The following is a 21,158-nucleotide window of genomic DNA, read 5'->3' as shown; positions in this document are numbered from 1 at the left end:
GCGGAAACGGACGACGGCGGGAGGTTCCCGCCGTCGTCCGCCTTGCCTGTCGCGATCGGACAGCCGGACGGGGTGCGACCCCTGCGGGATGCCCTTTTCTGATAGGAAGGACTCTGTGAAGAACCTGGATGACTACCTCTACGACATTGACCGGCGGCCGCCGAACTGGGAGCTCCGGTTGGGCATCGTGCTGCTGGCGGCCGTCTGCGGCGCCTTCGGCGTTGTGATCACGTTCGTCGCCCTGGTCTTCGCAGGTGTAGACGACCCCTATGCGCTGGTGGGGTTTTCCGCGCTGGGCGCAGCCCTGTTCGTCTGGTGGTTCCTGAGATCCATGAAACGCCGCGGAGCGAAGGTTAAGGCTGAATACGTGGCGGCGGGCGGAAACCCGGCGGGCACCAGCGACCTGCTGTTCGCCCAGGTGATCGGCAAGACCATGCCCGACGGCCGCTGGAAGTGGCCAGTGCCCAGCTCGAGCAGCGAGTAAGCGGGCTTTCTCGCGCCAGTGCGGGCGCTTACTCCGGCAGGACCTGGGCGGGCCGGGCCCCACGGATGCGGTCAGCCTTGGCACGGTAGGCGGCGAGGAACGCCGCGATGCGCCGCACCGCCTCCCGGATTTCGTCCACGTGCGGCAGGATGACGAACCGGAAGTGGTCGGGGGAGGGCCAGTGGAAAGCTGAGCCGTGCGAGACCAGGATCTTCTGCTCCTGCAGCAGGTCAAGGACGAACTGCTCATCGTCCGTGAACGGATACATCTCAGGATCCATCCGCGGGAACAGGTACATCGCTCCGGCGGCGGGCACGCAGGTGATTCCCGGAATGTCATTGAGCAGGCGCAACGCAAGGTCGCGCTGCTCGCGGAGCCGGCCGCCGGGCCTGATCAGGTCCTCAATGCTTTGGTAGCCGCCCAGGGACGTCTGGATGGCGTGCTGCGCCGGGACATTCGGGCAGAGCCGGAGCGAGGCCAGCAGTTCGAGCGATTCCCGGTACGATGCCGTGGCGGAGCGCTGCCCGGTGACGGCCACCCAGCCGGCGCGGTAGCCGGGCATCCGGTAGGCCTTGGACAGGCCGGAGAAGGTCAGCACCGGCAGGTCCCCGGCCACTGACGCGGTGTGGATGTGGACGGCGTCCTCAAACGTGATCTTTTCGTAAATCTCGTCGGAGAACAGCACCAGATCGTGCCGCCGGGCGATTTCGACGAACCCTGCCAGGATGTGGCGCGGATACACGGCCCCGGTCGGGTTGTTCGGATTGATGATGACGATGGCCCGGGTGCGGTCGGTGACCTTCGCCTCGACGTCGGCCAGGTCCGGCCACCAGTTGTTCTGCTCGTCGCAGGCGTAGTGCACGGCTTCGCCGCCGCTGAGCACCGTGGCAGCCGTCCAGAGCGGGTAGTCGGGCGAGGGGATCAGGACCTCGTCGCCGTTTTCCAGGAAGGCCTGAAGCGTCATGGAGATCAGCTCGCTGACCCCGTTGCCGATGAAGATGTCCTCGACGCCGATCTGCATCAGGCCCTTGGTCTGGTAGTACTGCGAGATGGCGGTCCGGGCGGAGAAGATGCCCTTGGAGTCGCTGTACCCCTGCGCCTCGCGCAGATGGTGGATCATGTCCACCACGATGGACTCGGGGGCGTGCAGCCCGAACGGCGCCGGATCCCCGAGGTTCATGCGTAGGATGCTGTGGCCCTCCGCCTCCAGTTTCTTCGCCGCATGCTGCACCGGGCCCCGGAGGTCGTACCGGACATCTTGCAAACGGCTGGAATTCTGCATGGGACGCATGAGGCATATTTTCATAGCTGCACTGCCCGAAACAACGTGAGCGGTTCGGTCACAGCTCCGGGACGCACTGGCCGCCGCCCAGCCGGGACAGGCCTGCGAGGTCGCCGGCGGCGAATTCCGTGACGTCGGTGCCCTCAGGGTTCATCAGCTGGGTCGGATCGTCCACGTGGTCAAGTCCCACCACATGGGCGAGTTCATGCATGATGACGGCACGCGCGTAGCGGGATCCTTCCGGCCACTGCAGCACCTCCGCCAGATCGGGAGCGTCCAGCTCCACCTGCCCGGCCACAAGGACGTAGGGGCGCCCGGTGGTGTACGCGTACGCGCTGCCGCCCAGGCCATCCACGTCCCCGGCCAGACGCGGGCTCTCCTCGGGCGTGGACCAAGCGATCAGGACCGGCGCCCACCTCTTGCCGTAGCGGTCCGGCTGATAGCTTTCGCGTTCCTCGGCGGGAGCCTCCGAGGTGTAGCCGTCGTAAACAAAACGCAGTCCAGTGGCCGCCGAAACCTTGGCGACCGCCTGCTCCACCAGTTGGTCGGCTCCCGGCGGCGCGTTATCGGGCCGGACCACGTAGTGCACCGGCCGGCAGGGGTCGTATGCGGCGAACGGCTGGCCGGGGTCGGGTGATTCCTGCAGCGCATACGCGCTGGATCCGGTGCCGCCTGGCGCCTGCCCCAGCGGGGTATCCGCTGCCTCGAACCCGGGCGGCGGCACGGGGGCCCCGGGAAGATACGGCAGTACGGCCGGGAGCACAAAGCGTTCGAATACCGAGGGAACGGAGGACAGGCCGGCAACCAGGGCAATGCCCGCAGCGATGGCCCACTTCGTGCCATGACTCTTCCCGCCCGGCCGTGGATTCCAGGGCGGCGGAGAGGACTGCCTTGGGTGCTGCCCGGGAAAGGCGGGCCCCGGACGCCACGCAGCCGGGTCCTGCGTCGTCCCCAGCGCCTCATCAATGGCCCACTGCGGAACGCGCCCGCTGGCTGAGCGGCGGACTCCCGGCGGCAGGCCGTCGCCCGTCAGATGCGAACGGTCTGACGACGGATCGTCCTGCCAATGAGAAGTCGAACGCAACAGTGTCCCCCTGCTTGCTACGCCATCATGAGCGATGGACCACCCCAGCATAAACGGACGGCGGCGGTGTCATCCCGCCGCTGTCCGTTGCCGTTGAAATCCCCGCCGTCGTCCCAGCAGCCGTTGACATCGCCTGACCCGCGGCTGACCCGAGGGGACCCGGCGGCCCGGCCCCTAGCGGGCCAGCGCGTTTTTCTGGCGCGCGGTGATCTTGGACGTCTGCCCGCAGTTCGTGCAGGTGATCCGGTATGACCTGGACGTGGTGAAAAGCGGAATGAAGAACAGCGTGAATTTCGTAGCGCGTTCCTCGAGATGGTGATGAACGAACGACCTGCAGTACTGGCATGTTCCCGCACGTCCCGGCAGGGCGTGCTGTGTGGTCTTGAATCCGAAGAGTAGAAGCATTGGTGTGCCTTTCGAGGGTGCCTTATAGGGGCTTCGTTGACGTTCCCGCACGTGCGAGGGGGGCTGCGAGGCCTGACAGCAGGATGCTGATGCCCTGGTCCAGTTCGGCGGCACCGTCGTAGTCCGCGAGCACCGGCCCGAGGGCGCGGAGGCGAGGAAACTCCTTGGGCGGCAGCCGGTGCAGGCCGAGGCGGAGCAGGGCTTCGTTTTCTTCCGGGTCCACGATGTATTCCTGCAGCTCATTGAGGATGTGGCCATACAGGAACCCGTAGTACGCACGGTAAACGTGTAGTGCGTCGGCAGGTTCAAATCCGGCGTCGATCAGCAGGGAAAGAATCTGCTCAAGCGGGCGCAACGTCCCCAGCGGGCGGAGCCCCAGGGGCGTGGACAGCGGACGGGTGACCAGCAGCGGCACCACATTCGGATGCCGGAGCGCCAAGAGGCGCAGATCGTGGGCGATCTGCCGGAGCTGTGACTGCCAGTCCGGGTCTTGCGGAAAGATGGCAAGCTCATTCAGGACCAGCTCGGTGACGCCGTCGAGCAGCGCAGCGCGGTTGGCCGCGTAGCGGTACAGACTCATCGGATCCCGGTTCAGCTCCTGCCCCAGCCGGCGCATGGTCAGCGCCTCGAGCCCTTCGGAGTCCACGAGGGCCAGCGCGGTGGACAGCACGAGTTCACGGCTCAGCCTCGTTTTGTCCGGGGCCGGTACAGTGCTCTGATTGTTGGGGGGCGGCACGGGTTCCATCCTGATCTGCTCGCATGGCGGCTCGTTTCCCAAGCGGAAAAGAAGCTTGCTTCCTAACTAGTCTACGCGTAACGTCTACACCGTAGACAAGCGTCTATGCTCAGGCTTTCCCCAGAAGGAACACCGCGGCCGCCAGCCGCACATTTCCTCGGGGAGAGGCCCGTGGCTGCGCACTTAGACCGCCCGTACGCAGAGTTCCAAACATCCGGGTGACCCGCTTCAGTGCTTCGTGCACGGCACTGAGGCTTCAGCTGCTGTAGCCAAATGGCGGCACAAGAACGCACCCGCGGAAAAGGGCCACCCATGGCAAATTCCCAGTTCGACCAATTCCTTGAAGAAGCGACCACCTCCAGCGACCGGCCCGACTCAGCCCTGGGCCGGGACTGTCTCTACGGCCTCTATACGAGCTGGTGTTTCCTGCACCAGGCTGCACCCCGTCCGGAGGGCGCCTTTTGGGCAGCCATGAGGAAGAAGCGGATCCGTCCCGGTCACAACGGGCTCCGCATGAAGGGGCCCGCCGCAGCGGATTACATCCTGGCGAGCTATCCGGGTGTGGTCTGACCCGTTGAGCACCGTGACCAGCACCTACCTCCCCCGGGGCTCTCACCAGCCCCGGGGGAGCCGTCCGTGGTGCGCAGCCTGCGACACGGACCGGCACCTCCTTGTCGATTCCGTCGCCGTCATGAACCGCCGCTTGGAAACCCTGGCCGTCGCCTTCAACTGCGCAAAGTGCGGAGGCTCCCGTGTCCTGGCCACCACCGTGGCCTTCGTCGCCGCAATCCTGTCCCCCTCAGCCGAGCATGACGACGCAGGGCATTTGGCGTCGGCTCCGAATTAGCCTGCCGTCCGGTTATTATTTGGGTATTTTCAGTGGCCCTTAGGTTGGCCAAAGACAGAATCGCGGAAGGTGGAGACAGGAATGAACAGGGCTGCGAACAAGGTTCACGCTCGGGAGGCATTGAGCCGCGCGGAGAAGCGCCTCCGGTCCGGCGGGCGGGCCTCCAGGATTGCGTGGCTGGTCCTCGGTATTCTCGCTGCCGCCGTCACCGGATCGGTGATTGTGTGGCAGGTCCTGGAGCGCAGCGAGGAACCTGAAACGGTGCCGGCCGGAGAGTCCCGCACGGAAAACATGTGAGGTGACCGTTCCGGAGGACGACGGCGGGACCGCCCGCCGTCGTCGAACCGGGAACCGGTTATTTTGAGTTAGTCGGAATAGCGGCTATAGTTTTAGTCATGCCAGCTCAATAGCGAGCTGCCGGGTTCAACCCGGGCAATCCGCGGAATCCTTTCCGCTTCTGCCGGCCTGGCCGAGTGCACCAATCTCGCTACGGCGGCCCCTCCTTGAGCGCCCGGTGGGTTACAACCCCCGCCATCCTCCACGCGTGTTGCACGGAATCACAGACATCGACTGCGTCGTCGCAGCGGCCCCATGCCTACAGCCGTCCCATGCTCGGGGTCCGCTGATCCATGCCCCGCCTGCCCGGGCACCTGCCTTGGACCACCTGCCCCTGACCACCGACCACCAGCCATCCGCGGCACCAATTGCCTAACGAGGAGAACAAAGCATGACTTTGCAGACTGAACGAACCACCATCCGCAGTGCTGAAACCACAAGCGTCCTGAGGGCGCCCCGGGGCGGCAGCTACGTGACGCCGAGCAGCCGTGTTACGCCGACCGGCACCCGTGATTCCGAGCGCACCGAAGGCAGCTACATCAGCACTCCCGGCGGCACCCGCGGTAACGGCAACCGCGTCCAGGGACGCTACGTCACGCTCCCGGCCGGGCGCCACGACGAAACCGAAGGAAGCTACGTCAGCGCCAGCTGACACCGGGACGACCAAGCCTGAAGAGGACGACAGCGGGAACTTTCCGCCGTCGTCCTCTTGCGTTCAGATGGTGCGTGGCGCCCCAACTGCCTCTCCGGCCCAGATAGTTCGGACGTTGCGCCAGGGGACGACGGCCCGCGGGCCTCGCCGCGCCGGTCCCGAGTGGCCAAGTAGCCGCCATGGGAGAAATTCGGGTAATTGGTACGGATGCTTCTGCCGGCCGGTAGCCATACTGTTGTTGCATTGGGTGGTTGCAAGTGCCGGCATATGCACGAAGTGCCTGCATCAGCTGGGCTGGGACGGCCACCACGGTCGCTGTCGGAGCGGCCGATCCGCGTCGGCTTCTCCGGCATTACGATGATCGACGCCGCCACTTGAGCCGGCCGGGAGCACTGCTGCACCAGCCCGGTCGAGTGGCGGCACGGACATCGTTCACATGTCCCACAGCCCGGCTTGAAGTGGCCTACGATACGCGAGGGTACCGATGAATCTTCCGAGGTCTGAGCGTCCAGCTACCTCTGAACCCATGCACACGCCGCCCGTCGCGGTCGCGCCTCGCCCTGCCGAGCCAGCGACGCCTGGGCCAGCCAGCCCGGCCACGCCCGATGCTGAGGACCCGGCCCGTCCCGGTGCCGACGGCCATGACCGCGGCGCGGCCGTCCCGGTCCGCGCGGTCATCGGCAACTGGCCCGACCCCATGTAAGCGAACGAAAGAGTACGACGGCGGGAGGCGTCCGCAGTCGTACTCTTATGTCCCGTTCGGGGCAGGCAGTCCGGTGGCGCGCCATGTGCCGCTGCCGTTGAAGAGCGAGGCCCTCGCCGGAATACTGGAAGTCAGGTTGATGGATCCAGGTTGGCAAGGGCGGCGGTGGACGATGAGCGGCGGGGAGGCCGGCGAGTTCAAACGGCGGATGGAACGGGGCGCCGAACTCCGCGCTGTGCGGGCCTCCGGCGGGTCGGCCCGCGAGGATGCAGAGCTTGCCGCAGCTGAAGAGGAAGACCGGCAGAAGCGCAAGAAGATCGATGACGCAGCCAGGGTTGAATATCTGATCCGGGACGCCATGGCGCAGGGGAAGTTCGACAACCTGAAGTACGCCGGCAAACCAATTCCGGGGCTGGGGGAGGGCTACGACCCCGACTGGTGGGTCAAAGGCCTGATCCAGCGCGAACACCTCACCGGCCTCGGCCCGAAGGCGATACTCCTGCGCACCGAGGACGCCGAGCTCGATGCCAGGCTCGATGCCCAGTACTCGGAAAAGCAGGTGCGCGACATCGTGGCGGAGTTCAACGCCCGGGTGATTGACGCGCGGCGCCAGCTCCAGGGCGGGCCGCCCGTGATCACCAAAACCCGCGACGCCGACGCCGAAGTGCAGCACTGGAAGGAGCGGCGGGCAGCCAAGGCAGCCGCCGCGCCGCCGGAACCGGAGGCGGAGGCCAAGCGCCCGTGGTGGCGCCGCCTGTGGAGCGGGTCCTCCTAAACCGACGCTTTTGAACAGACGCTCCGGAACCGCCCCTCAGGTGGCACGATAAAGACATGGTGGCTGTATTGCTCGGCTGGAACCCGGGCGCCGGTACGACATGGCCGGAGTATTCGAGGGTGGTCGATGAGCTCGCGGCGGCCGGGGTCCATCGGCGACCGTGGCGAATCCTTAACAGTTCCAAAGTCATGCCCGGTGCGGATGCCTGGTTGTTCCTGGTGGGGCAGGCAGGCAGCGGACTGATTGGCCACGGTGTGACAGCTTCCGCCCCTTACCGGCCCGCCCGTGACGTGGAGGGCGCCGCATCCGGCACGTTCGTCGATGTGGACTTTGACGCGCTGCTTCCGCTCGGTGACCAGATCCCCGTCGACGTTCTCACGGCCAGGGCGCCGCTGTCGGGGTGGAATACCATCAGGGCGCCCGGGCGGCGGATCCCGGAGGAAGAGGAGCGGGCTGTCCGCGCCATCTGGGCGGAGCACCTGCCGCCGGACGGGATCGATCCGATCCTTCCCGTGCCCGGGACGGCACCGCAGGATGCCTTGACCCGGGTGGGCATGAACCGGTATGAGCGCAGCCCCCAGGCCCGCCGGATCTGCCTAGCGCACCACGGCACGTCCTGCGCTGCCTGCGGATTCTCCTTCGAAGCCGTCTACGGTCCCGAAGGGGAGGGTTTCATCCACGTCCATCACCTGACTCCCGCCTCCCAGCTGGGGCCCGGCTACGAGCTGGACCCCATCGGCGACCTCGTCCCGCTGTGCCCGAACTGCCACTACATGGCGCACCGCAGGCCCGTGCCCTACACCCCTGCGGAGCTCAGGGCCATGATGTCAGGGGCCGGACACATTGCCGGCGCGGTCCTGTCCCAGCAGGAACTGGAGGCACAGGCGGCCGCCCAGCGCATCCTGGAGAGCAGATGACTGCCCGGTCACGGGGCCGGTGGTTGTCCGCTTACAGCGACGGTGGTTGTTCGGTCACGGCGACCATAGCCAGTCCTGTTCAAAGTCCGGATGATCGGAATACGGCAGCGCCAGGGCGTTCAGGGACAGCCCGGTCCACTCCAAGGCGCCCGGAATCCAGTGCGTGTCCTCGCCGAACGGGTCGCTGATGAGAGATGCCAAGGCGGTCTGCCGGGCCGCTTCGATGATGCCGATGAGCCTTCTCTTGGCCTCGCATTCCAGCAGCAGGCGGCGTTCGTACCACTTGCCCGCTTCGGACGTCGTCCGGTCCTCCAGGAGTTTGCGGGCCACCGCCTCGTCTTCCGCGATGCGGTCGGACAGGAATTCCACAATGTCCACAAACTGACTGTACGCCCACTGATACGGAGTTCTCCCGGAGCATCTTTGGGGGGTCACAAGGAGTTCCCGGAGGGCTACCGTTTGCTGTGAGGGATGATTCCTGGATCGGCGGTGAGCGAAGGAGGGTCCGATGGGTGACGTGTGGATCCGCACGATCAGCCAAAGCCTGGTTCGTGCGGACAGGGTCACGGAAATTGCAACCTCCCGCGGATCCGTCCATGACGATCAGGGATATTCACTCAAAGTCGTCGCGGACGGGAGAGCCTCCATCCTGATCGACAATAGCGACCTCGTGGGCACCACTAGGGAAAGGCTTGAGCACGCTAGGCGGATGGAGGACGCGCTGCTGCTGGCTATGGACGCTGCCAGTGGCACCAACGCGTCAGTGGTGATCAGCTATGAACAGGACGGGGAACGATGGATCGTCAGGCCAGCGTCTGAAGTGGCCGGCGAGATAGCACCCTGAACACCGCACGCGAAGGCACGCTGTCGTCCTCGACGACGAGGCAGGCGGCCAAGTGTCAGGCCGGTGGCTAGACGCTGGCCGCCAATTCGTACGGCGCACGGGAGTCCCGCCCGCTTCCCGCCGTGCGCCGTCGCGCCGTCTCCGCCGATGAGCTGGAGCTAGCCGGCGCTGACCGCTTCCCGGGCACCGAGCACGGCGGCGAAGCCGCCGGCGTGCGCGCTCAGCTCGGACTCGGCCGCGCGGCGGGCGCGGGCGACGTCGCCGTTCACTACGGTGGGAGCAAACCGCACATGAGTGGCGTCCGTGATGCCCACGAAATCCAGCCAGTCGGCGAAAAACGTGCTGCTGAAATCGGAGCCGAAGGCGGCGGGGACGCCCGGCGCGTACACGCCGCTGGTGTGGATGGCCACGGCCCGCTTCCCCCCGAGGAGGCCGAAGTAGCCGGCGGCGGGATCGAAGCCGAAGCTCCAGCCCGGCTGCGTGACGATGTCGATCCAATGCTTGAGCGCATGGGGCACGCCGGCGTTCCACATGGGGATGTTGAAGACGTACGCGTCCGCGGCGGCGAACTGGTCAAATACCGCGCGGGCGTCCTCCCAGGCCCGGATCTGCTCTGCCGTCTGGGCCTGGCCGGAGAAGACCGCCATCTTGGCGGCGGCCGCGGTGTGGCCGAACTCGGGGAGGGTGCCGGCATCGAACAGGTTCAGCGTCTCGACCTCAAACTCGTCATCTCCGGCGGCTTGGACGGCGGCAAGGAAGTGGCGGGCCAGCCGCAAAGAATCGCTTGCGGCGCCGCGCGGGGAGGCGTTGACGTGAAGGATGGTGGGCATCATGGTCCTTTCGGGGACGCTGCTCATGCGTCCGGATCGCTTGTTCGGCATGCAGTGGGCGGCCGCGGCCGCCCACGGTTGATCCTTGCGGACCCGGTGGCGGTGCGTAAGAACGCACTTTGACCTGCCTAAGGCACGTGGAAGTTCCCTGCTTCACTTGGATACGCTGGAGCCGCAGAGCAGGCGCATGAGAGGAAGTTGGGGCATGACACTCACGGCGGACCAGAAGCGCCAGGAGGCGCAGCAGGCTTACAACGGCGGACTCGGGCAATGCCCGGCGCGCCAGCTCCTAGAGGCAATCAGTAGCAAGTGGGTCACGCTGGTGATGCTTGCCGTGGCGGACGGACCGCTGCGGCACAGCGAACTGCGGCGCCGGATTCCCGGCGCCAGCCAGAAGATGCTGACATCCACGCTGCGCTCGCTGCAGCGCGACGGCCTGGTTTCGCGGCTCGTGACCGTTTCCGTTCCGGTCCGGACCGACTACGAGCTGACGCCCCTGGGGCACTCCCTCTTGGTCGTGGTCCACGGTCTAAAGGGCTGGGCCGAGGAAAACATGGACGGCGTTGCAAGCGCCCGGATGGACTACGACCGCCGCGCCCCGGGATCACGGAATGAAACCAAGTACTTGAATGTTCAATAAAACATGGACTTTGGCATCTTCACCTTTGGCGAGCTCTCCCGCAACATCACCACCGGCGCGGCGCTGTCCCCGCAGCAGCGCCTGAAGGAAGTCATCGAGCTGGCCAAGCTGGCTGACCAGGCAGGCCTCAGTTTCCTCGGCCTGGGGGAGCACCACCGCCGCGACTTTGCCCTGTCCGCCCCGGAGATCGTCCTCGCGGCCATCGCCCGGGAAACCACGAACCTGCGGCTCGGCACCGCGGTCACCGTGCTCTCCACGCAGGACCCGGTGCGTCTCTTTGAGCAGTTCGCCACCCTGGACCTGATCTCCGACGGCCGGGCCGAGATCATCGCCGGCCGCGGCGCCTTCGTGGAGTCGTATCCGTTGTTCGGCCACGGGCTGGACGACTATGACGCCCTCTTTGACGAAAAGCTGCAGCTACTGCTGGAACTGAGGGACGCCGCGGTGGTGAACTGGCAGGGAAACCTTACGCAGAGCATTCCCGGAATGGACATTGCGCCCCGTCCGGTCCAGGACAAGCTCCCCGTCTGGGTGGGCGTGGGCGGCACGCCGGCGAGCTTTGCGCGGGCGGGGCGCCTCGGGCTGCCGCTGTTCGTTGCCCTGCTCTCCGGCCCGGCCAGGTTCCGCCGGCTCGTGGAACTCTACCGACAGAGCGCCGCCGACGCCGGGCACGATTCCGCCGTCCTGCCGGTAGGGGCCGGCGGGCACTTTTACGTGGCGCCCACCTCACAGCAGGCGCGGGACACCTTCTACCCCCACTACCGGGCCTATTTCGAACAGAACATGCCCCGCCCGGTGGACCACTTCCCGCGGTCGACTTTCGACGACTGGACCGAGCCCGGCGGCGGACTCCTCGTGGGCAGCCCTCAGCAGGTCACCGAGAAGCTCCTGCTTATCCACGAGAACCTCGGCACCAGCCGGTACCTGGCCCAGATCGGGTTGGGCGGCCTCCCCTTCGCTGAAACAGCACGCTCCATCGAGCTGCTGGCCACCGAGATCATGCCGGCGGTGAACAAGGAAATCGGCGTCACCGCGCGCTAACTTGCGGCGCTAAGCCACGGCGCTAAGGCAACAGGCCTTTGGCGTCGTCCGGGCCGACAAAATCACAGGACCCCTGGTGGCGCTCGGGCAGGATGCACGTGCGTCCGGTGGCCAGATGAACGTTTCCGCAGCGTCCTGTGCGCGCCACATCTTCGCGGACGTGCAGGCTCCTCAGGTCGGGCCGTTCGCCGCTGTGCGGCTGCGGGTGGAAGGATTCGGAGGTGCCGTTTTCGTGACTGTTCATGCCTTGTTACTCCTCATCGAGTGGCTGCCCCCGTAGCAAAAAGGCCAGTCGTTTGGACCTGAAACTCCAGTTTCGCCCCGCGGGATTAACTGCGGGTTACGGCCATGTTAGATCCGGACGCACGGTCAGCCCAGCAAACCGTCGACGTGACGCCATCGCCAGTCCTCACCCGGTCACCTGTGCTGGCCGGGGCACCGTTGGTGCGGTGCTTATTTGCCGCCTGTGTCATCGGTGATGTCGGCGCCTTCGGCGGGCTCCTGGGAGTGGACGCGGATGTCGGTGGGGTCGGCCGTTTCATCCCCTTCGGCCGGGGCCTCGCTGTGGATGCGCTGCACCGATGGGTAATCATTCATGACCGCTCCTCTGCCGCCGTTGTGTGCTGTTGGCCATCACCTAATGTTCATCTAGCGCCTGCTTTTGGGGAGTGTCAAGAACATTCCAGCCGCTATGGCCGTGCAAGTTGTTGTGTGCTGGACTGTGTGGTGCACCCCCTCAAGCACTGCATAAGGCACCGCCTCAAGCATCGTCGGCCAGCCGGTTCGCGCCGGCTGTTGGGAAGGATCAACCTCATGGCTACGTACAAGATCGGCTACTTCGTCGGGAGCCTGGCCAGCGGCTCCATCAACCGCACGCTCGCCAACGCCCTTATCAGGCTCGCCCCGGACGATCTGGAGTTCACGGAGATCCCCATCAAGGATCTGCCGCTCTACAGCTACGACTACGACGCCGACTTCCCACCGGAGGGACGCGCCCTGAAGAACGCCATTGAAGGCTCCGACGGCATCCTTTTCGTGTCCCCTGAGTACAACCGGTCCATTCCGGGAGCGCTGAAGAATGCCATCGACTGGGGATCACGCCCCTGGGGCACCAATTCGTTTGCCCGCAAGCCGACCGGAATCATCGGCGCCTCGCCAGGCAGCATCGGCACGGCCGTGATGCAGTCCTCCATGCGTGCCGTGCTGAGCTTCCTCGACGCGCCCCAGCTCAACGCCCCGGAAGCCTACGTGAAGTTCAACCCTGCCGTATTCGCCGACGACGGAACGGTCACCGACGGGGGCACCGCGGACTTCCTGCGCCATTACATGGAGGAATACGGCGCCTTCGTGGAACGGGTTTTGGCAGCCAACGCGCCGGGCCACATCGGCGACCCCAAGCCGGACGCCGAAAAGCTTTCCCGCTAGGGTCCCGGCCCTTGATGGTCACCGGCCGGCGTCGATGAAGCCAGCTGCGTCCCCGCGGAGCTTCAGCCGGCCGTGCCAGCGGCTTCCGCAACGAGTCGGCCGAGGCTGCGGTACTTCTCGATCCGCTGCGGCAGCAGTTCCGCCGCCCCCGCCGAGGCCAGTGCGGCAAGTTCGTACTCGATCGCCTGTCCCATGCGCTGGCAGAAGGCTCTCCCCTCCAGGGCGGCATCGGGGCGTTCGTCCACGATGTGTTCCACCATGCCGTGGGAGTACAGCGACTCCACGTTGACGCCCTGCGCTTCGGACATGGCAGGGGCAAAGTCGGTGCTCCGGTGCACGATGGCGCTGGCGCCTTCGGGTGGCAGCGGGGAGAGCCAGGCGTGCTGGGCCGCGATGGTCCGGTCGGCCGGCAGCAGGGCCAGTGCCCCGCCGCCTGCTCCCTGCCCCAGCAGCACGGATACGGTGGGTGAGTTGAGGCCGATCAGATCGTGCAGGGACCTGGCGATCTCGCCGGCCAGCCCGCCTTCCTCCGCTTCCCTGGATAGCGCCGCTCCGCCCGTGTCGATGACCGTCAGCAGCGGCAGCCCTAGCTCCTCCGCCAGCCGCATGCCGCGGCGCGCCTCGCGGAGGGACGCCGGCCCCATGGCCGTCTGCTGTGACGGGCGCGGCCGGGTGTGGCCGATCACCACGCAGGACTTCTGGCCGAAGCGCGCCAGCGCCAGCAGCAGGCCGGGGTCCTTTTCGCCCTGGCCGGTGCCGTTAAGCGGGAGGACATCGCGGGCGCCGTAGGCCAGCAGTTGGCGCAGGTCCGGGCGGCGCGGGTTCCGTGAGATTTCGATCGAAGCCCAGGCTCCGGCGTCGGACGGCTTCACGGCGAGGGTGCGCGGCGGTGCGACGCGCGGGTGCGGGCCGGTAACCAAAATGCTCAGGGCGCGGTCGACGACGTCGGACAGCTGCCAAGGCGGCACCACGGCGTCGATGAGCCCCTTGTCGAAGAGGTTCTCGGCCACCTGCACGTTTTCCGGAAACGGGGTGCCGTAGAGGGCCTCGTAGACGCGGGGACCCAGGAAGCCGAGCAGGGCGCCGGGCTCGGCAACGGTGATGTGCCCGAGCGATCCCCACGACGCCATCACTCCACCGGTGGTGGGGTGCCGCAGGTAGACCAGGTACGGCAGCCCGGCCTGCCGGTGTGCCCTTACGGCGGCGCTGATCTTGACCATGGAGAGGAAGGCGATGGTCCCTTCCTGCATGCGGGTGCCGCCCGACGCCGGGCCCGCCAGCAGGGGAAGGCCTTCCCGGGTGGCGCGTTCGACGGCGTTCACGATGCGTTCCGCTGCAGCAAGCCCGATGGAGCCGGCGAGGAAACGGAACTCGCTGACGATGACGGCCACGCGCCGGCCGCGGATGAGGCCTTCACCGGTGAGGACGGATTCGTCAACGCCGGTCTTTGCCCGGGCGGCGGCAAGTTCCTGCCGGTACTCGGGGCCCGGGTCAGGGTCCGTGACCGGTGCGTCCCAGCTCCGGTAGGAACCCGGATCAAGCACGGCGGCGATGAGTTCGGCGGCGTCCAGGTGGCGGACTTTCTGCTGGGTCAGCATGCTCAGTGGCCTCCCGAACCGGTGCCTGCACCGGTGCCTGGGGCGCTGCCGGACGCGTCGGCAGGGACCAGGCCGAGCCACTGCCGGATCTGTTCTCCGTCCTGGTCCAGCAGCGGCGGCGCCGTGTGCGTCTTGAGGGTTGTCTCGGCGGTGTCGGCGGGGCTGAAGAACCGCAAGGGCGGCCCCGGCAGGCTGACGTTCCCGAGGATCTTGTGCTCCACGTCGATCACCAGGCCCTGGGAGTGGACCTGCTCCCATGCATAGACCTCGTCCAGCGTCCGCACCTTGCCGGCCGGGATTCCGGCCTCGTTCAGCTTGGCGAGCAGCGGTTCGGCCTCGAAGTCGGAGAAGACCCGTTCGACCTCTTCGATGACCTTTTCCCGGTTTCGGACGCGGTCAGCGTTGCTGGCGAATTCGGGCCTGGTGGTGTCGATCCCGAATGCTGAGGCAAAGGTGGCCCACAGTTTTTCGCTGCCCACGCTGATCTGCACCCGGCCCTGCCGGCAATGGAACAGCCCGTAAGGCGCGATGGATGGGTGGTGGTTGCCCTGGGCCTTCGGGGTCTCGCCGGCGACGGTGGCCCGCGTGCCCTGGAAGGCATGGACGCCGATCAGCGCCGCGAGCAGGGAAGTTCGGACGATCTGCCCATGCCCGGTCCGCTCGCGCTGCAGCAGGGCCGCCAGCGTGCCGAATGCCCCGTACATCCCGGACAGAAGGTCGGCAATGGGCACTCCCACGCGCTGGGGGTCGTCGGGCCCGGAACCGGTGAGGGACATCAGCCCGGCTTCGCCCTGGAGGATCTGGTCGTAGCCGCTGCGCCGCGATTCCGGGCCGTCGTGGCCGAAGCCGGTGATGGACAGGACCACCAGCGCGGGGTTCAGCGCATGCATGTCGGCGGCCGAGAACCCGAGCCGGTCCAGCACGCCGGTGCGGAAGTTCTCGATCACCACGTCCGCGCGTTCCAGGAGTTCGCGCAGGACTGTCCGCCCGTCGTCGCTCTTCAGGTCCAGGGCGATGGACTCTTTGTTGCGGTTGCAGGACAGGAAGTACGTGGCCTGGGGATCGTCCTCGGGGCCGACGAACGGGGGACCCCAGCCGCGGGTGTCGTCCCCGATGCCCGGGTTCTCGACCTTGATGACCCGGGCGCCGAGGTCCGCCAGCATCATTCCGGCGTGCGGGCCGGCGAGGGCGCGGCTCAAGTCCACCACGAGGTAGCCCGAGAGCGGGCCTTCGGCCTGGGGTGTGGATTCAGTGCTCATGAAGGCTGTTCCTTTTCTTGCTGGGCACGTTCCTGCTGAACCAGGTCTGGCTGGTCGGGCGTCTGCCGTGCGGTGGGTTTTGCGGCGACGGTGCGGAGGGCGGCTACATCCAGCCCGGCACCACCATGACCAGCCAGGCGATGGCCGGCCCGGCGGCGACGACTATGCCGCTGTAGGCCAGGATCTGCTTGTAGAACTTGTCCTTGTCCATGTCCTCCGGGGCATTGGCCAGGACCAGAGCGCCGTTGGTGGAGAACGGTGAAACGTCGACGATCGTGGAGGCGACGGCCAGGGCCGCGGTCACCCCCACGGCGCCGATTTCGCCGGTGGCCAGGAACGGGACCGCGAGCGGGATGAGGGCCGCGAGGATGGCCGTGGAGGAGGCGAAGGCGGACACGACGGCGCCGATGTAGCAGATCAGCAGGGCGGCGACGAGCGGCATACCGAGGTGGGCCACGCCGTCGGAAACGAACTTGATGGTGCCCGCTTCCTCGAGGACGCCCACGAAGGTGAGCATGCCGCAGATGAGCAGGACGGTGGACCAGCTGATCTTGTTGACGGCGCCCTTCTGGGCAGCCGGGGACACGAGGGCCAGGATGATGGCGATGGTGATGGAGACGAATCCGACGTCCACCTTGAAGCCCAGCGAAATGACGGCGAGGGCGATCAGGCCCAGGATGGTGATGAGCTGGGCAATATTGGCGCGGGCGCCGTTCGAAGCTTCCTGCGGTGCGCCGGCCGGGGCGGAGCCGGAAGTCCCTTTTGCAGAGACGCCGGACGAGGAAATGTCGGAACCGGAGCCCTGGAGGGTGACGCCGGCTGCCCGGGCGCCGACGCTGACGGACATCCGTGACTCCGCAGCCTGTGCCACCAGCCGGCCGGTCTTCGTGCTGAGCAGCTTGCTGCCGCCGAGGACCACGAAGAGCACCGCGGCGATGGCGAGGTTGAAGATGAAGCTGGCCAGGAAGATGGCCACCGGGCTGGCCTCGAGTTCGGTCTTGGCGATGATGCCGTTGACCGTGACGCCGTAGACGGCGATGGGGGAGAAGCCGCCGGCCTGGGCGCCGTGGATGACCATCATGCCCATCATCAGCGGATTGATCTTGTGCTTGGCGGCGAAGCTCAGCGCGATCGGCGCGATGATGGCGACGGCGGCGGGAGACAACGCACCGACTGCGGTGATGACTGCCGTGATGGCGAACATGACCCAGGGGATGAGGGCCACTTTGCTGCCCACAAGCCGCACGGCGCCGCGGACCAGCAGGTCTATGGTTCCGTTGTTCTGCGCGATGGCGAAGAGGTAGGTGACACCGACGATCGTCAGGAACAGGCCGCCGGGGAAGTTGGCCAGGATGTCGTTGGTGGACATGCCGAGGACCACGGAGCCCAGCAGGAAAGCTCCCACGAAAGCCAAGGCGCCCATGTTGAGGGGCAGCACCGTGGCCAGCAGGAACATCACCGCCAGGATGATGATGGACAGGACGGGAGCGGACATCTTCGTTCCTCCGGATTGAGAGATTGGTGTGATGTGGATTACTGGCTCACTGGCCTAGCCTCCTAGACACTAGGTGACTTTGTCAATAGTTCTCCGCTAAGCTAGGGCGGAGGACGTCGCCGGAAGGACTCCCATGACCAAGAAGACAGCAACTCAGCAGATTTCCCGCGTCGCGCGGCCACGCCTGTATGAGCAGCTGGTGGAGCAGCTCATGGACTTCATCGAGTCCGCGCAGCTGGGCCCGGGCGACACCTTGCCCGCCGAGCGGGACCTGGCCGAACGGCTGGGCGTCTCGCGGGCCACGCTGGCCCAGGCGCTGGTTGCCCTGGAGGTCCTCGGCGTCATCGACGTCCAGCACGGGACCGGAGCGGTGCTGGTCTACCGGCCCAACGTTCCGTCCGTGATCAAGGGCCTGCGCGAGCACAGCAGCCGGCTTCCCGAGATTGTCGAAGCCCGCAGCACCCTGGAGGTCAAGCTGGCGGAACTGGCCGCCGAAAGGCGGACCGAGGCCGACATGAAGGCGATCGATAAGGCGCTCGACGCGATGGCCGAAGAAGTGGCCTCCGGCGCCAAGGGAGCGCACGGCGACGAACTGTTCCATCAGGCCGTCACCGCAGCCGCGCACTCGGCGGTGCTGGCCCAGCTCATGTCGTTCATCGCCGGGATGATCCTGGAAACCCGACTCGAGTCGCTCGGCCAGCCGGGCCGGCCGGAGCAGTCGCTGGCCTCGCACCGCAAGATCGCCGACGCGATCAGGGCGCAGGACTCAGTGGCCGCGGCGGCGGCCATGCTGGATCACATCACCCTTGTCTCCGACGTCGCACTACTGAAGTAAGCGCATGAAGCCGTTTCTGTTGCTCGCGTCGCGGGCCGAGGACACCGCCGCGGAAGAAGAGTACGACGCCTACCTGCGCTACGGCGGGCTGGACCCGAGCCAGCTGAGATGGATCCGGATGGAACAGGCCCCGCTGCCGGCCCTGGAGCTGGACGACTACTCCGGGGTGATCGTGGGCGGCAGCCCTTTCACATCCAGCGATCCACCCGAAACGAAGACCGAAACCCAGCACCGGGTGGAAGGCGAATTGTCCAAGCTGCTGGACCGGATTGTTTCGGCCGACTTCCCCTTCCTGGGTGCCTGCTACGGCGTGGGAACGCTGGGATTGCACCAGGGGGCGGTCATCGACCGGACCTACGGGGAACAGCTGGGCGGGGTAACCATCAGCCTGAGCCCGGAAGGCCTGGAGGACCCGCTGCTGGCGGGCATGCCCGCTGAGTTCACTGCGTTCACGGGCCACAAGGAGGCGTGCACGGTGCTCCCGCCGCACGCGGTACTGCTCGCCAGCTCGGCCGCGTGCCCGGTGCACATGTTCCGGATCAAGAAGAACCTGTATGCCACCCAGTTCCATCCTGAACTCGACGCGGAAGGGCTGGTGACCAGGATCGACATCTACCGCCACGCAGGATACTTCCCGCCCGAATCTGCCGAAGAACTGATGGCGGCAGCCCGGACCTTCACCGCGACTGAGCCGATGAAGATCCTGCGGAACTTCGTGAAGGTCTACGGCAAGTAGCCCCGAACGGGAAGGGACGACGGCGGGTGCGTCCCGTCGTCGTCCGCTTCCGTTTGCCAAGGCTATTGCCCGGCCGCACGCCTGGGAGTACGGTGCGGGTACGCGCGCCACGCGCTGCCAGGTCAATCGTCCGGAAGGCGCGAGACTATGAGAAATTCCGGACCTCTGGCAGCGGCGGGCTGCGTTCTTGCGCTCCTGGTTGCATCGGGGTGCAGCGCCCCGCCGGCCCCCACCTCCGGAGCGGCCGAACAAACCAAAACCCTTACCGTCGCAACAGATGACGAACCCGGCCGTCCCTCGGCGGCGCAGATCGAGGAATACGCCCGTCAGGTCAAGGAACTTTCCGGAGGCAAGCTCCTGATCGAGCCTGTGTGGAAGGTTGTCGGTGACGGCATGGACGATTGGGACCAGGCCGTGGCACGAGGGGTGGTGGCCAACCATTTCGACATGGCCGTCGTCCCGGTGCGCGCCTGGGACACTGAGGGTGTCACGGCATTCGCCGGGCTGCACGCACCGTTCCTCGTGACGTCCAATTCGCTCATGGAAAAGGTCGCTGCCCCGGAAATCGCGGACGAGCTCCTTGCTGGCCTTGAGAAGATCGGCGTGACAGGACTGGCACTCTTCCCCGAAAGCCCGCGAATGCTTTTTGCCTTCGGCAAACCGGCGCTGAAGCCCTCCGACTTCGCCGGGAAGACTGTTAGGGCGGCGCGATCCGATACCACCTACGCCGTATTGAAGTCTCTGGGCGCAACGCCCGATGACCTCGTGGGGGGACAGTTTCCTGACGGACTGGCAGCGGGAACAGTCGCGGCCGCGGAATCATCCTTCGCTTTGGCAGGGGACTTGCCGGAGCCTTCGATCGCGACCGGCAATCTGATCCTCTACCCCAAGATCAACTCCCTCGTGGTCAACGCCAAGGTCCTGAAGGATCTGGGCGAAGCGGAGAGGCAGTGGCTCAAGGACGCCGCTGCCGGCACTCGGAGATGGGCGGACGAAGCGCTGCCCGCCATCGCCGATGACGCGGCCAGATTCTGCCGGGACGGCGGAACCGTGGTCACGGCGACGGATGCGGAGGTCGCCGCCTTCAAGGCGGCCGCCGCACCCGTCTACACCCAGTTGGAACGGGATCCCGGAACCAAGGCGCTGATCGCAAAGATCCGCGCCCTGGCGTCGTCCGAGCCTGCCGCTGCCGCCGTCCGGCCCTGCAAGCCCGGTGGCTAGCGGGCGGGCGTCACAGTCGCCTCGTAGGTGAGAATCTCGGTGTCCGTGCCCTCGCCGCCGTTGTCCGGTGCGACGCGCATGGTCAGGTGGTTGCCGTCGGCGGTCATCTTGAACGGATTGCGCGTTGCCACCCCGCCGTTAGCAGTCCACTGCTGCAACGGCACGCTGTGCAGCGTGGTGTGCGTCCGGCTGTCGATCAGGGCGACGCCGCCCAGATTGTACTTCGCGGAAGGACCGCCCGCGGCGGGCGTCTGCGGAAGGGCGGCAACGCCTGCGCACAGCATCTTGGAGTTTGCCGCGTACTGGCAGTCCTGGTAATCGATGAAGTGGTCCGGGTTCTGCCAGGTGCTCAGCTCCTTGCCCTTCAGGGTCCATTCGGCGAACCGCCGCGAGCCCCAGGTGTTGCCGATGAGGTGGCCGGTCTGCTTGTCCATGACGATGCCGCCGAAGTGGTCCTTGACTTCGAACTGCTTCTGCACGTCCAGGGACTTGGCGTCCACGCGGTAAACGATGGAGCTGCTGTTGGGCCGGTACTGCGCCACCGGGACCCAGACGTTGGTGCCGTCGAAGTCGATGCCGCCCGGGTGATACATGTCGCCTTCGCCCAGGACGATGTCCTTCTGGAGCTTGCCCGCCTTGTCCATGACGAACAGGTGGCCCTTCCCCTTGCCGGCCGTGCGGTCATAGCCGCCCTGGGGGCTGGGGAACTTCACCGTGGGCTCGATGATCTCCACCGAGGACAGGAAGATGTGGTCTTCCGTGAAGGCGATGCCTTCGGTGTGGAAGGTGGGGAAGTCCAGCTTCAGCCTGCTGGTCAGCTGCCAGGCCGTGTTGCGGTCGACGGCGGTGAACGCGTCTGTGACGGCGGTGTCGGCCGTGTGGTGGTCACCGTTTCCGGTGACCTGGGACGCCTGCGCGACGGCGGTGCCGCCGATGGCGGTCGCTGCGATCGCCGCCGCGATGACGGCTTTGGCCACGTTGCGGGTGCGGAGTGTTTTCATGGGGATGGCCCT

General features: G+C 66.5%; 26 protein-coding genes. 14 read left to right on the top strand and 12 right to left on the bottom strand.

Going from position 1 to position 21,158, the window contains the following annotated elements; all coding sequences use genetic code 11:
- The first annotated feature begins 115 nt into the window (after positions 1-115).
- Positions 116-484 (top strand): hypothetical protein, encoded by a 369-nt coding sequence (locus CXQ90_RS19440; RefSeq protein ID WP_258064619.1) that lies wholly within the window; start codon positions 116-118, stop codon positions 482-484.
- A 28-nt stretch (positions 485-512) separates the two neighbouring features.
- Here CXQ90_RS19440 and CXQ90_RS19435 read toward each other — a convergent pair whose 3' ends face one another.
- From CXQ90_RS19435 to CXQ90_RS19420, 4 genes are all read right to left on the bottom strand, one after another.
- On the bottom strand, positions 513-1,775 hold the full coding sequence (locus CXQ90_RS19435; protein WP_104140991.1) for a pyridoxal phosphate-dependent aminotransferase: 1,263 nt from the start codon (positions 1,773-1,775) through the stop codon (positions 513-515).
- 49 nt (positions 1,776-1,824) lie between these two features.
- Positions 1,825-2,850 carry a matrixin family metalloprotease gene (locus CXQ90_RS19430; protein WP_258064618.1) on the bottom strand — a complete coding sequence of 342 codons (1,026 nt, stop codon included), beginning with the start codon at positions 2,848-2,850 and terminating at the stop codon, positions 1,825-1,827.
- A gap of 174 nt (positions 2,851-3,024) precedes the next feature.
- A complete protein-coding gene (locus CXQ90_RS19425; RefSeq protein WP_104140990.1) occupies positions 3,025-3,255 on the bottom strand; it encodes a zinc-ribbon domain-containing protein in 231 nt (76 codons plus the stop codon).
- A gap of 22 nt (positions 3,256-3,277) precedes the next feature.
- Positions 3,278-3,991 carry a TetR/AcrR family transcriptional regulator C-terminal domain-containing protein gene (locus CXQ90_RS19420; RefSeq protein ID WP_258064617.1) on the bottom strand — a complete coding sequence of 238 codons (714 nt, stop codon included), beginning with the start codon at positions 3,989-3,991 and terminating at the stop codon, positions 3,278-3,280.
- Positions 3,992-4,303: 312 nt separating this feature from the next.
- Between CXQ90_RS19420 and CXQ90_RS19415 the strand changes: the two genes are divergently transcribed.
- From CXQ90_RS19415 to CXQ90_RS19390, 6 genes are all read left to right on the top strand, one after another.
- Positions 4,304-4,561 carry a hypothetical protein gene (locus tag CXQ90_RS19415; protein WP_104140989.1) on the top strand — a complete coding sequence of 86 codons (258 nt, stop codon included), beginning with the start codon at positions 4,304-4,306 and terminating at the stop codon, positions 4,559-4,561.
- 4 nt (positions 4,562-4,565) lie between these two features.
- Positions 4,566-4,838, top strand: coding sequence for a hypothetical protein (locus tag CXQ90_RS19410; protein ID WP_104140988.1), 273 nt, complete (start codon positions 4,566-4,568; stop codon positions 4,836-4,838).
- A gap of 81 nt (positions 4,839-4,919) precedes the next feature.
- Positions 4,920-5,135, top strand: a complete 216-nt coding sequence (locus tag CXQ90_RS19405; RefSeq protein ID WP_104140987.1) for a hypothetical protein — start codon at positions 4,920-4,922, stop codon at positions 5,133-5,135.
- Between the two features lie 430 nt (positions 5,136-5,565).
- The gene (locus CXQ90_RS19400; protein ID WP_104140986.1) at positions 5,566-5,826 is read left to right on the top strand and encodes a hypothetical protein; all 261 of its coding nucleotides are present in this window, start codon (positions 5,566-5,568) and stop codon (positions 5,824-5,826) included.
- 875 nt (positions 5,827-6,701) lie between these two features.
- Positions 6,702-7,304: a DUF1992 domain-containing protein gene (locus tag CXQ90_RS19395; RefSeq protein WP_104140985.1), complete on the top strand. Its 603-nt coding sequence runs from the start codon at positions 6,702-6,704 to the stop codon at positions 7,302-7,304.
- Positions 7,305-7,360: 56 nt separating this feature from the next.
- On the top strand, positions 7,361-8,221 hold the full coding sequence (locus CXQ90_RS19390; protein WP_104140984.1) for an HNH endonuclease: 861 nt from the start codon (positions 7,361-7,363) through the stop codon (positions 8,219-8,221).
- Between the two features lie 54 nt (positions 8,222-8,275).
- On the opposite strand, the gene CXQ90_RS19385 is transcribed toward CXQ90_RS19390, so the two are convergent.
- A complete protein-coding gene (locus CXQ90_RS19385; RefSeq protein WP_104140983.1) occupies positions 8,276-8,599 on the bottom strand; it encodes a DUF6221 family protein in 324 nt (107 codons plus the stop codon).
- A gap of 130 nt (positions 8,600-8,729) precedes the next feature.
- Between CXQ90_RS19385 and CXQ90_RS19380 the strand changes: the two genes are divergently transcribed.
- Positions 8,730-9,065, top strand: coding sequence for a hypothetical protein (locus CXQ90_RS19380; RefSeq protein ID WP_104140982.1), 336 nt, complete (start codon positions 8,730-8,732; stop codon positions 9,063-9,065).
- A 158-nt stretch (positions 9,066-9,223) separates the two neighbouring features.
- Here the strand turns inward: CXQ90_RS19380 and CXQ90_RS19375 are convergent, their stop codons facing one another.
- On the bottom strand, positions 9,224-9,922 hold the full coding sequence (locus CXQ90_RS19375) for an FMN-dependent NADH-azoreductase (protein WP_258064615.1): 699 nt from the start codon (positions 9,920-9,922) through the stop codon (positions 9,224-9,226).
- A gap of 178 nt (positions 9,923-10,100) precedes the next feature.
- On the opposite strand from CXQ90_RS19375, the gene CXQ90_RS19370 reads away from it, so the two are divergent.
- Together CXQ90_RS19370 and CXQ90_RS19365 are read left to right on the top strand one after the other, a co-directional pair.
- Positions 10,101-10,535 carry a helix-turn-helix domain-containing protein gene (locus CXQ90_RS19370; protein ID WP_104140980.1) on the top strand — a complete coding sequence of 145 codons (435 nt, stop codon included), beginning with the start codon at positions 10,101-10,103 and terminating at the stop codon, positions 10,533-10,535.
- A gap of 3 nt (positions 10,536-10,538) precedes the next feature.
- Complete coding sequence (locus CXQ90_RS19365) at positions 10,539-11,576, top strand: LLM class flavin-dependent oxidoreductase (protein WP_104140979.1); 1,038 nt, start codon at positions 10,539-10,541, stop codon at positions 11,574-11,576.
- A gap of 22 nt (positions 11,577-11,598) precedes the next feature.
- Here CXQ90_RS19365 and CXQ90_RS19360 read toward each other — a convergent pair whose 3' ends face one another.
- Both CXQ90_RS19360 and CXQ90_RS22500 read right to left on the bottom strand, forming a co-directional pair.
- Positions 11,599-11,820, bottom strand: a complete 222-nt coding sequence (locus CXQ90_RS19360; protein ID WP_104140978.1) for a hypothetical protein — start codon at positions 11,818-11,820, stop codon at positions 11,599-11,601.
- 209 nt (positions 11,821-12,029) lie between these two features.
- Positions 12,030-12,173 (bottom strand): hypothetical protein, encoded by a 144-nt coding sequence (locus CXQ90_RS22500; protein ID WP_181038632.1) that lies wholly within the window; start codon positions 12,171-12,173, stop codon positions 12,030-12,032.
- 216 nt (positions 12,174-12,389) lie between these two features.
- Between CXQ90_RS22500 and CXQ90_RS19355 the strand changes: the two genes are divergently transcribed.
- Complete coding sequence (locus tag CXQ90_RS19355; protein ID WP_104140977.1) at positions 12,390-13,001, top strand: NADPH-dependent FMN reductase; 612 nt, start codon at positions 12,390-12,392, stop codon at positions 12,999-13,001.
- A gap of 62 nt (positions 13,002-13,063) precedes the next feature.
- Here the strand turns inward: CXQ90_RS19355 and CXQ90_RS19350 are convergent, their stop codons facing one another.
- The 3 genes from CXQ90_RS19350 to CXQ90_RS19340 form a co-directional block, all read right to left on the bottom strand.
- Entirely contained in the window at positions 13,064-14,599 is a 1,536-nt protein-coding gene (locus tag CXQ90_RS19350; protein WP_104140976.1) for a carboxyl transferase domain-containing protein, read from the bottom strand.
- Between the two features lie 2 nt (positions 14,600-14,601).
- The gene (locus CXQ90_RS19345) at positions 14,602-15,858 is read right to left on the bottom strand and encodes a CaiB/BaiF CoA-transferase family protein (protein WP_104140975.1); all 1,257 of its coding nucleotides are present in this window, start codon (positions 15,856-15,858) and stop codon (positions 14,602-14,604) included.
- Between the two features lie 103 nt (positions 15,859-15,961).
- Positions 15,962-17,353 (bottom strand): SLC13 family permease, encoded by a 1,392-nt coding sequence (locus tag CXQ90_RS19340; RefSeq protein ID WP_104140974.1) that lies wholly within the window; start codon positions 17,351-17,353, stop codon positions 15,962-15,964.
- Between the two features lie 133 nt (positions 17,354-17,486).
- Between CXQ90_RS19340 and CXQ90_RS19335 the strand changes: the two genes are divergently transcribed.
- From CXQ90_RS19335 to CXQ90_RS19325, 3 genes are all read left to right on the top strand, one after another.
- A complete protein-coding gene (locus CXQ90_RS19335; RefSeq protein ID WP_104140973.1) occupies positions 17,487-18,188 on the top strand; it encodes a FadR/GntR family transcriptional regulator in 702 nt (233 codons plus the stop codon).
- Positions 18,189-18,192: 4 nt separating this feature from the next.
- Positions 18,193-18,924, top strand: a complete 732-nt coding sequence (locus CXQ90_RS19330) for a glutamine amidotransferase (RefSeq protein ID WP_104140972.1) — start codon at positions 18,193-18,195, stop codon at positions 18,922-18,924.
- Between the two features lie 147 nt (positions 18,925-19,071).
- Positions 19,072-20,145: a TRAP transporter substrate-binding protein gene (locus CXQ90_RS19325; RefSeq protein ID WP_104140971.1), complete on the top strand. Its 1,074-nt coding sequence runs from the start codon at positions 19,072-19,074 to the stop codon at positions 20,143-20,145.
- Here the strand turns inward: CXQ90_RS19325 and CXQ90_RS19320 are convergent.
- Positions 20,142-21,146, bottom strand: coding sequence for a DUF6454 family protein (locus CXQ90_RS19320; protein WP_104140970.1), 1,005 nt, complete (start codon positions 21,144-21,146; stop codon positions 20,142-20,144). The two genes, CXQ90_RS19325 and CXQ90_RS19320, sit on opposite strands and share 4 nt — an antisense overlap.
- Positions 21,147-21,158 lie beyond the last annotated feature (12 nt).

Origin of the sequence: Arthrobacter sp. ZGTC131, assembly GCF_002929275.1 — a bacterium.
Lineage (GTDB): Bacteria > Actinomycetota > Actinomycetes > Actinomycetales > Micrococcaceae > Arthrobacter.
The sequence above is the reverse complement of the archived record's forward strand: the minus strand, read 5'-3'. Positions and strand labels throughout refer to the sequence as shown.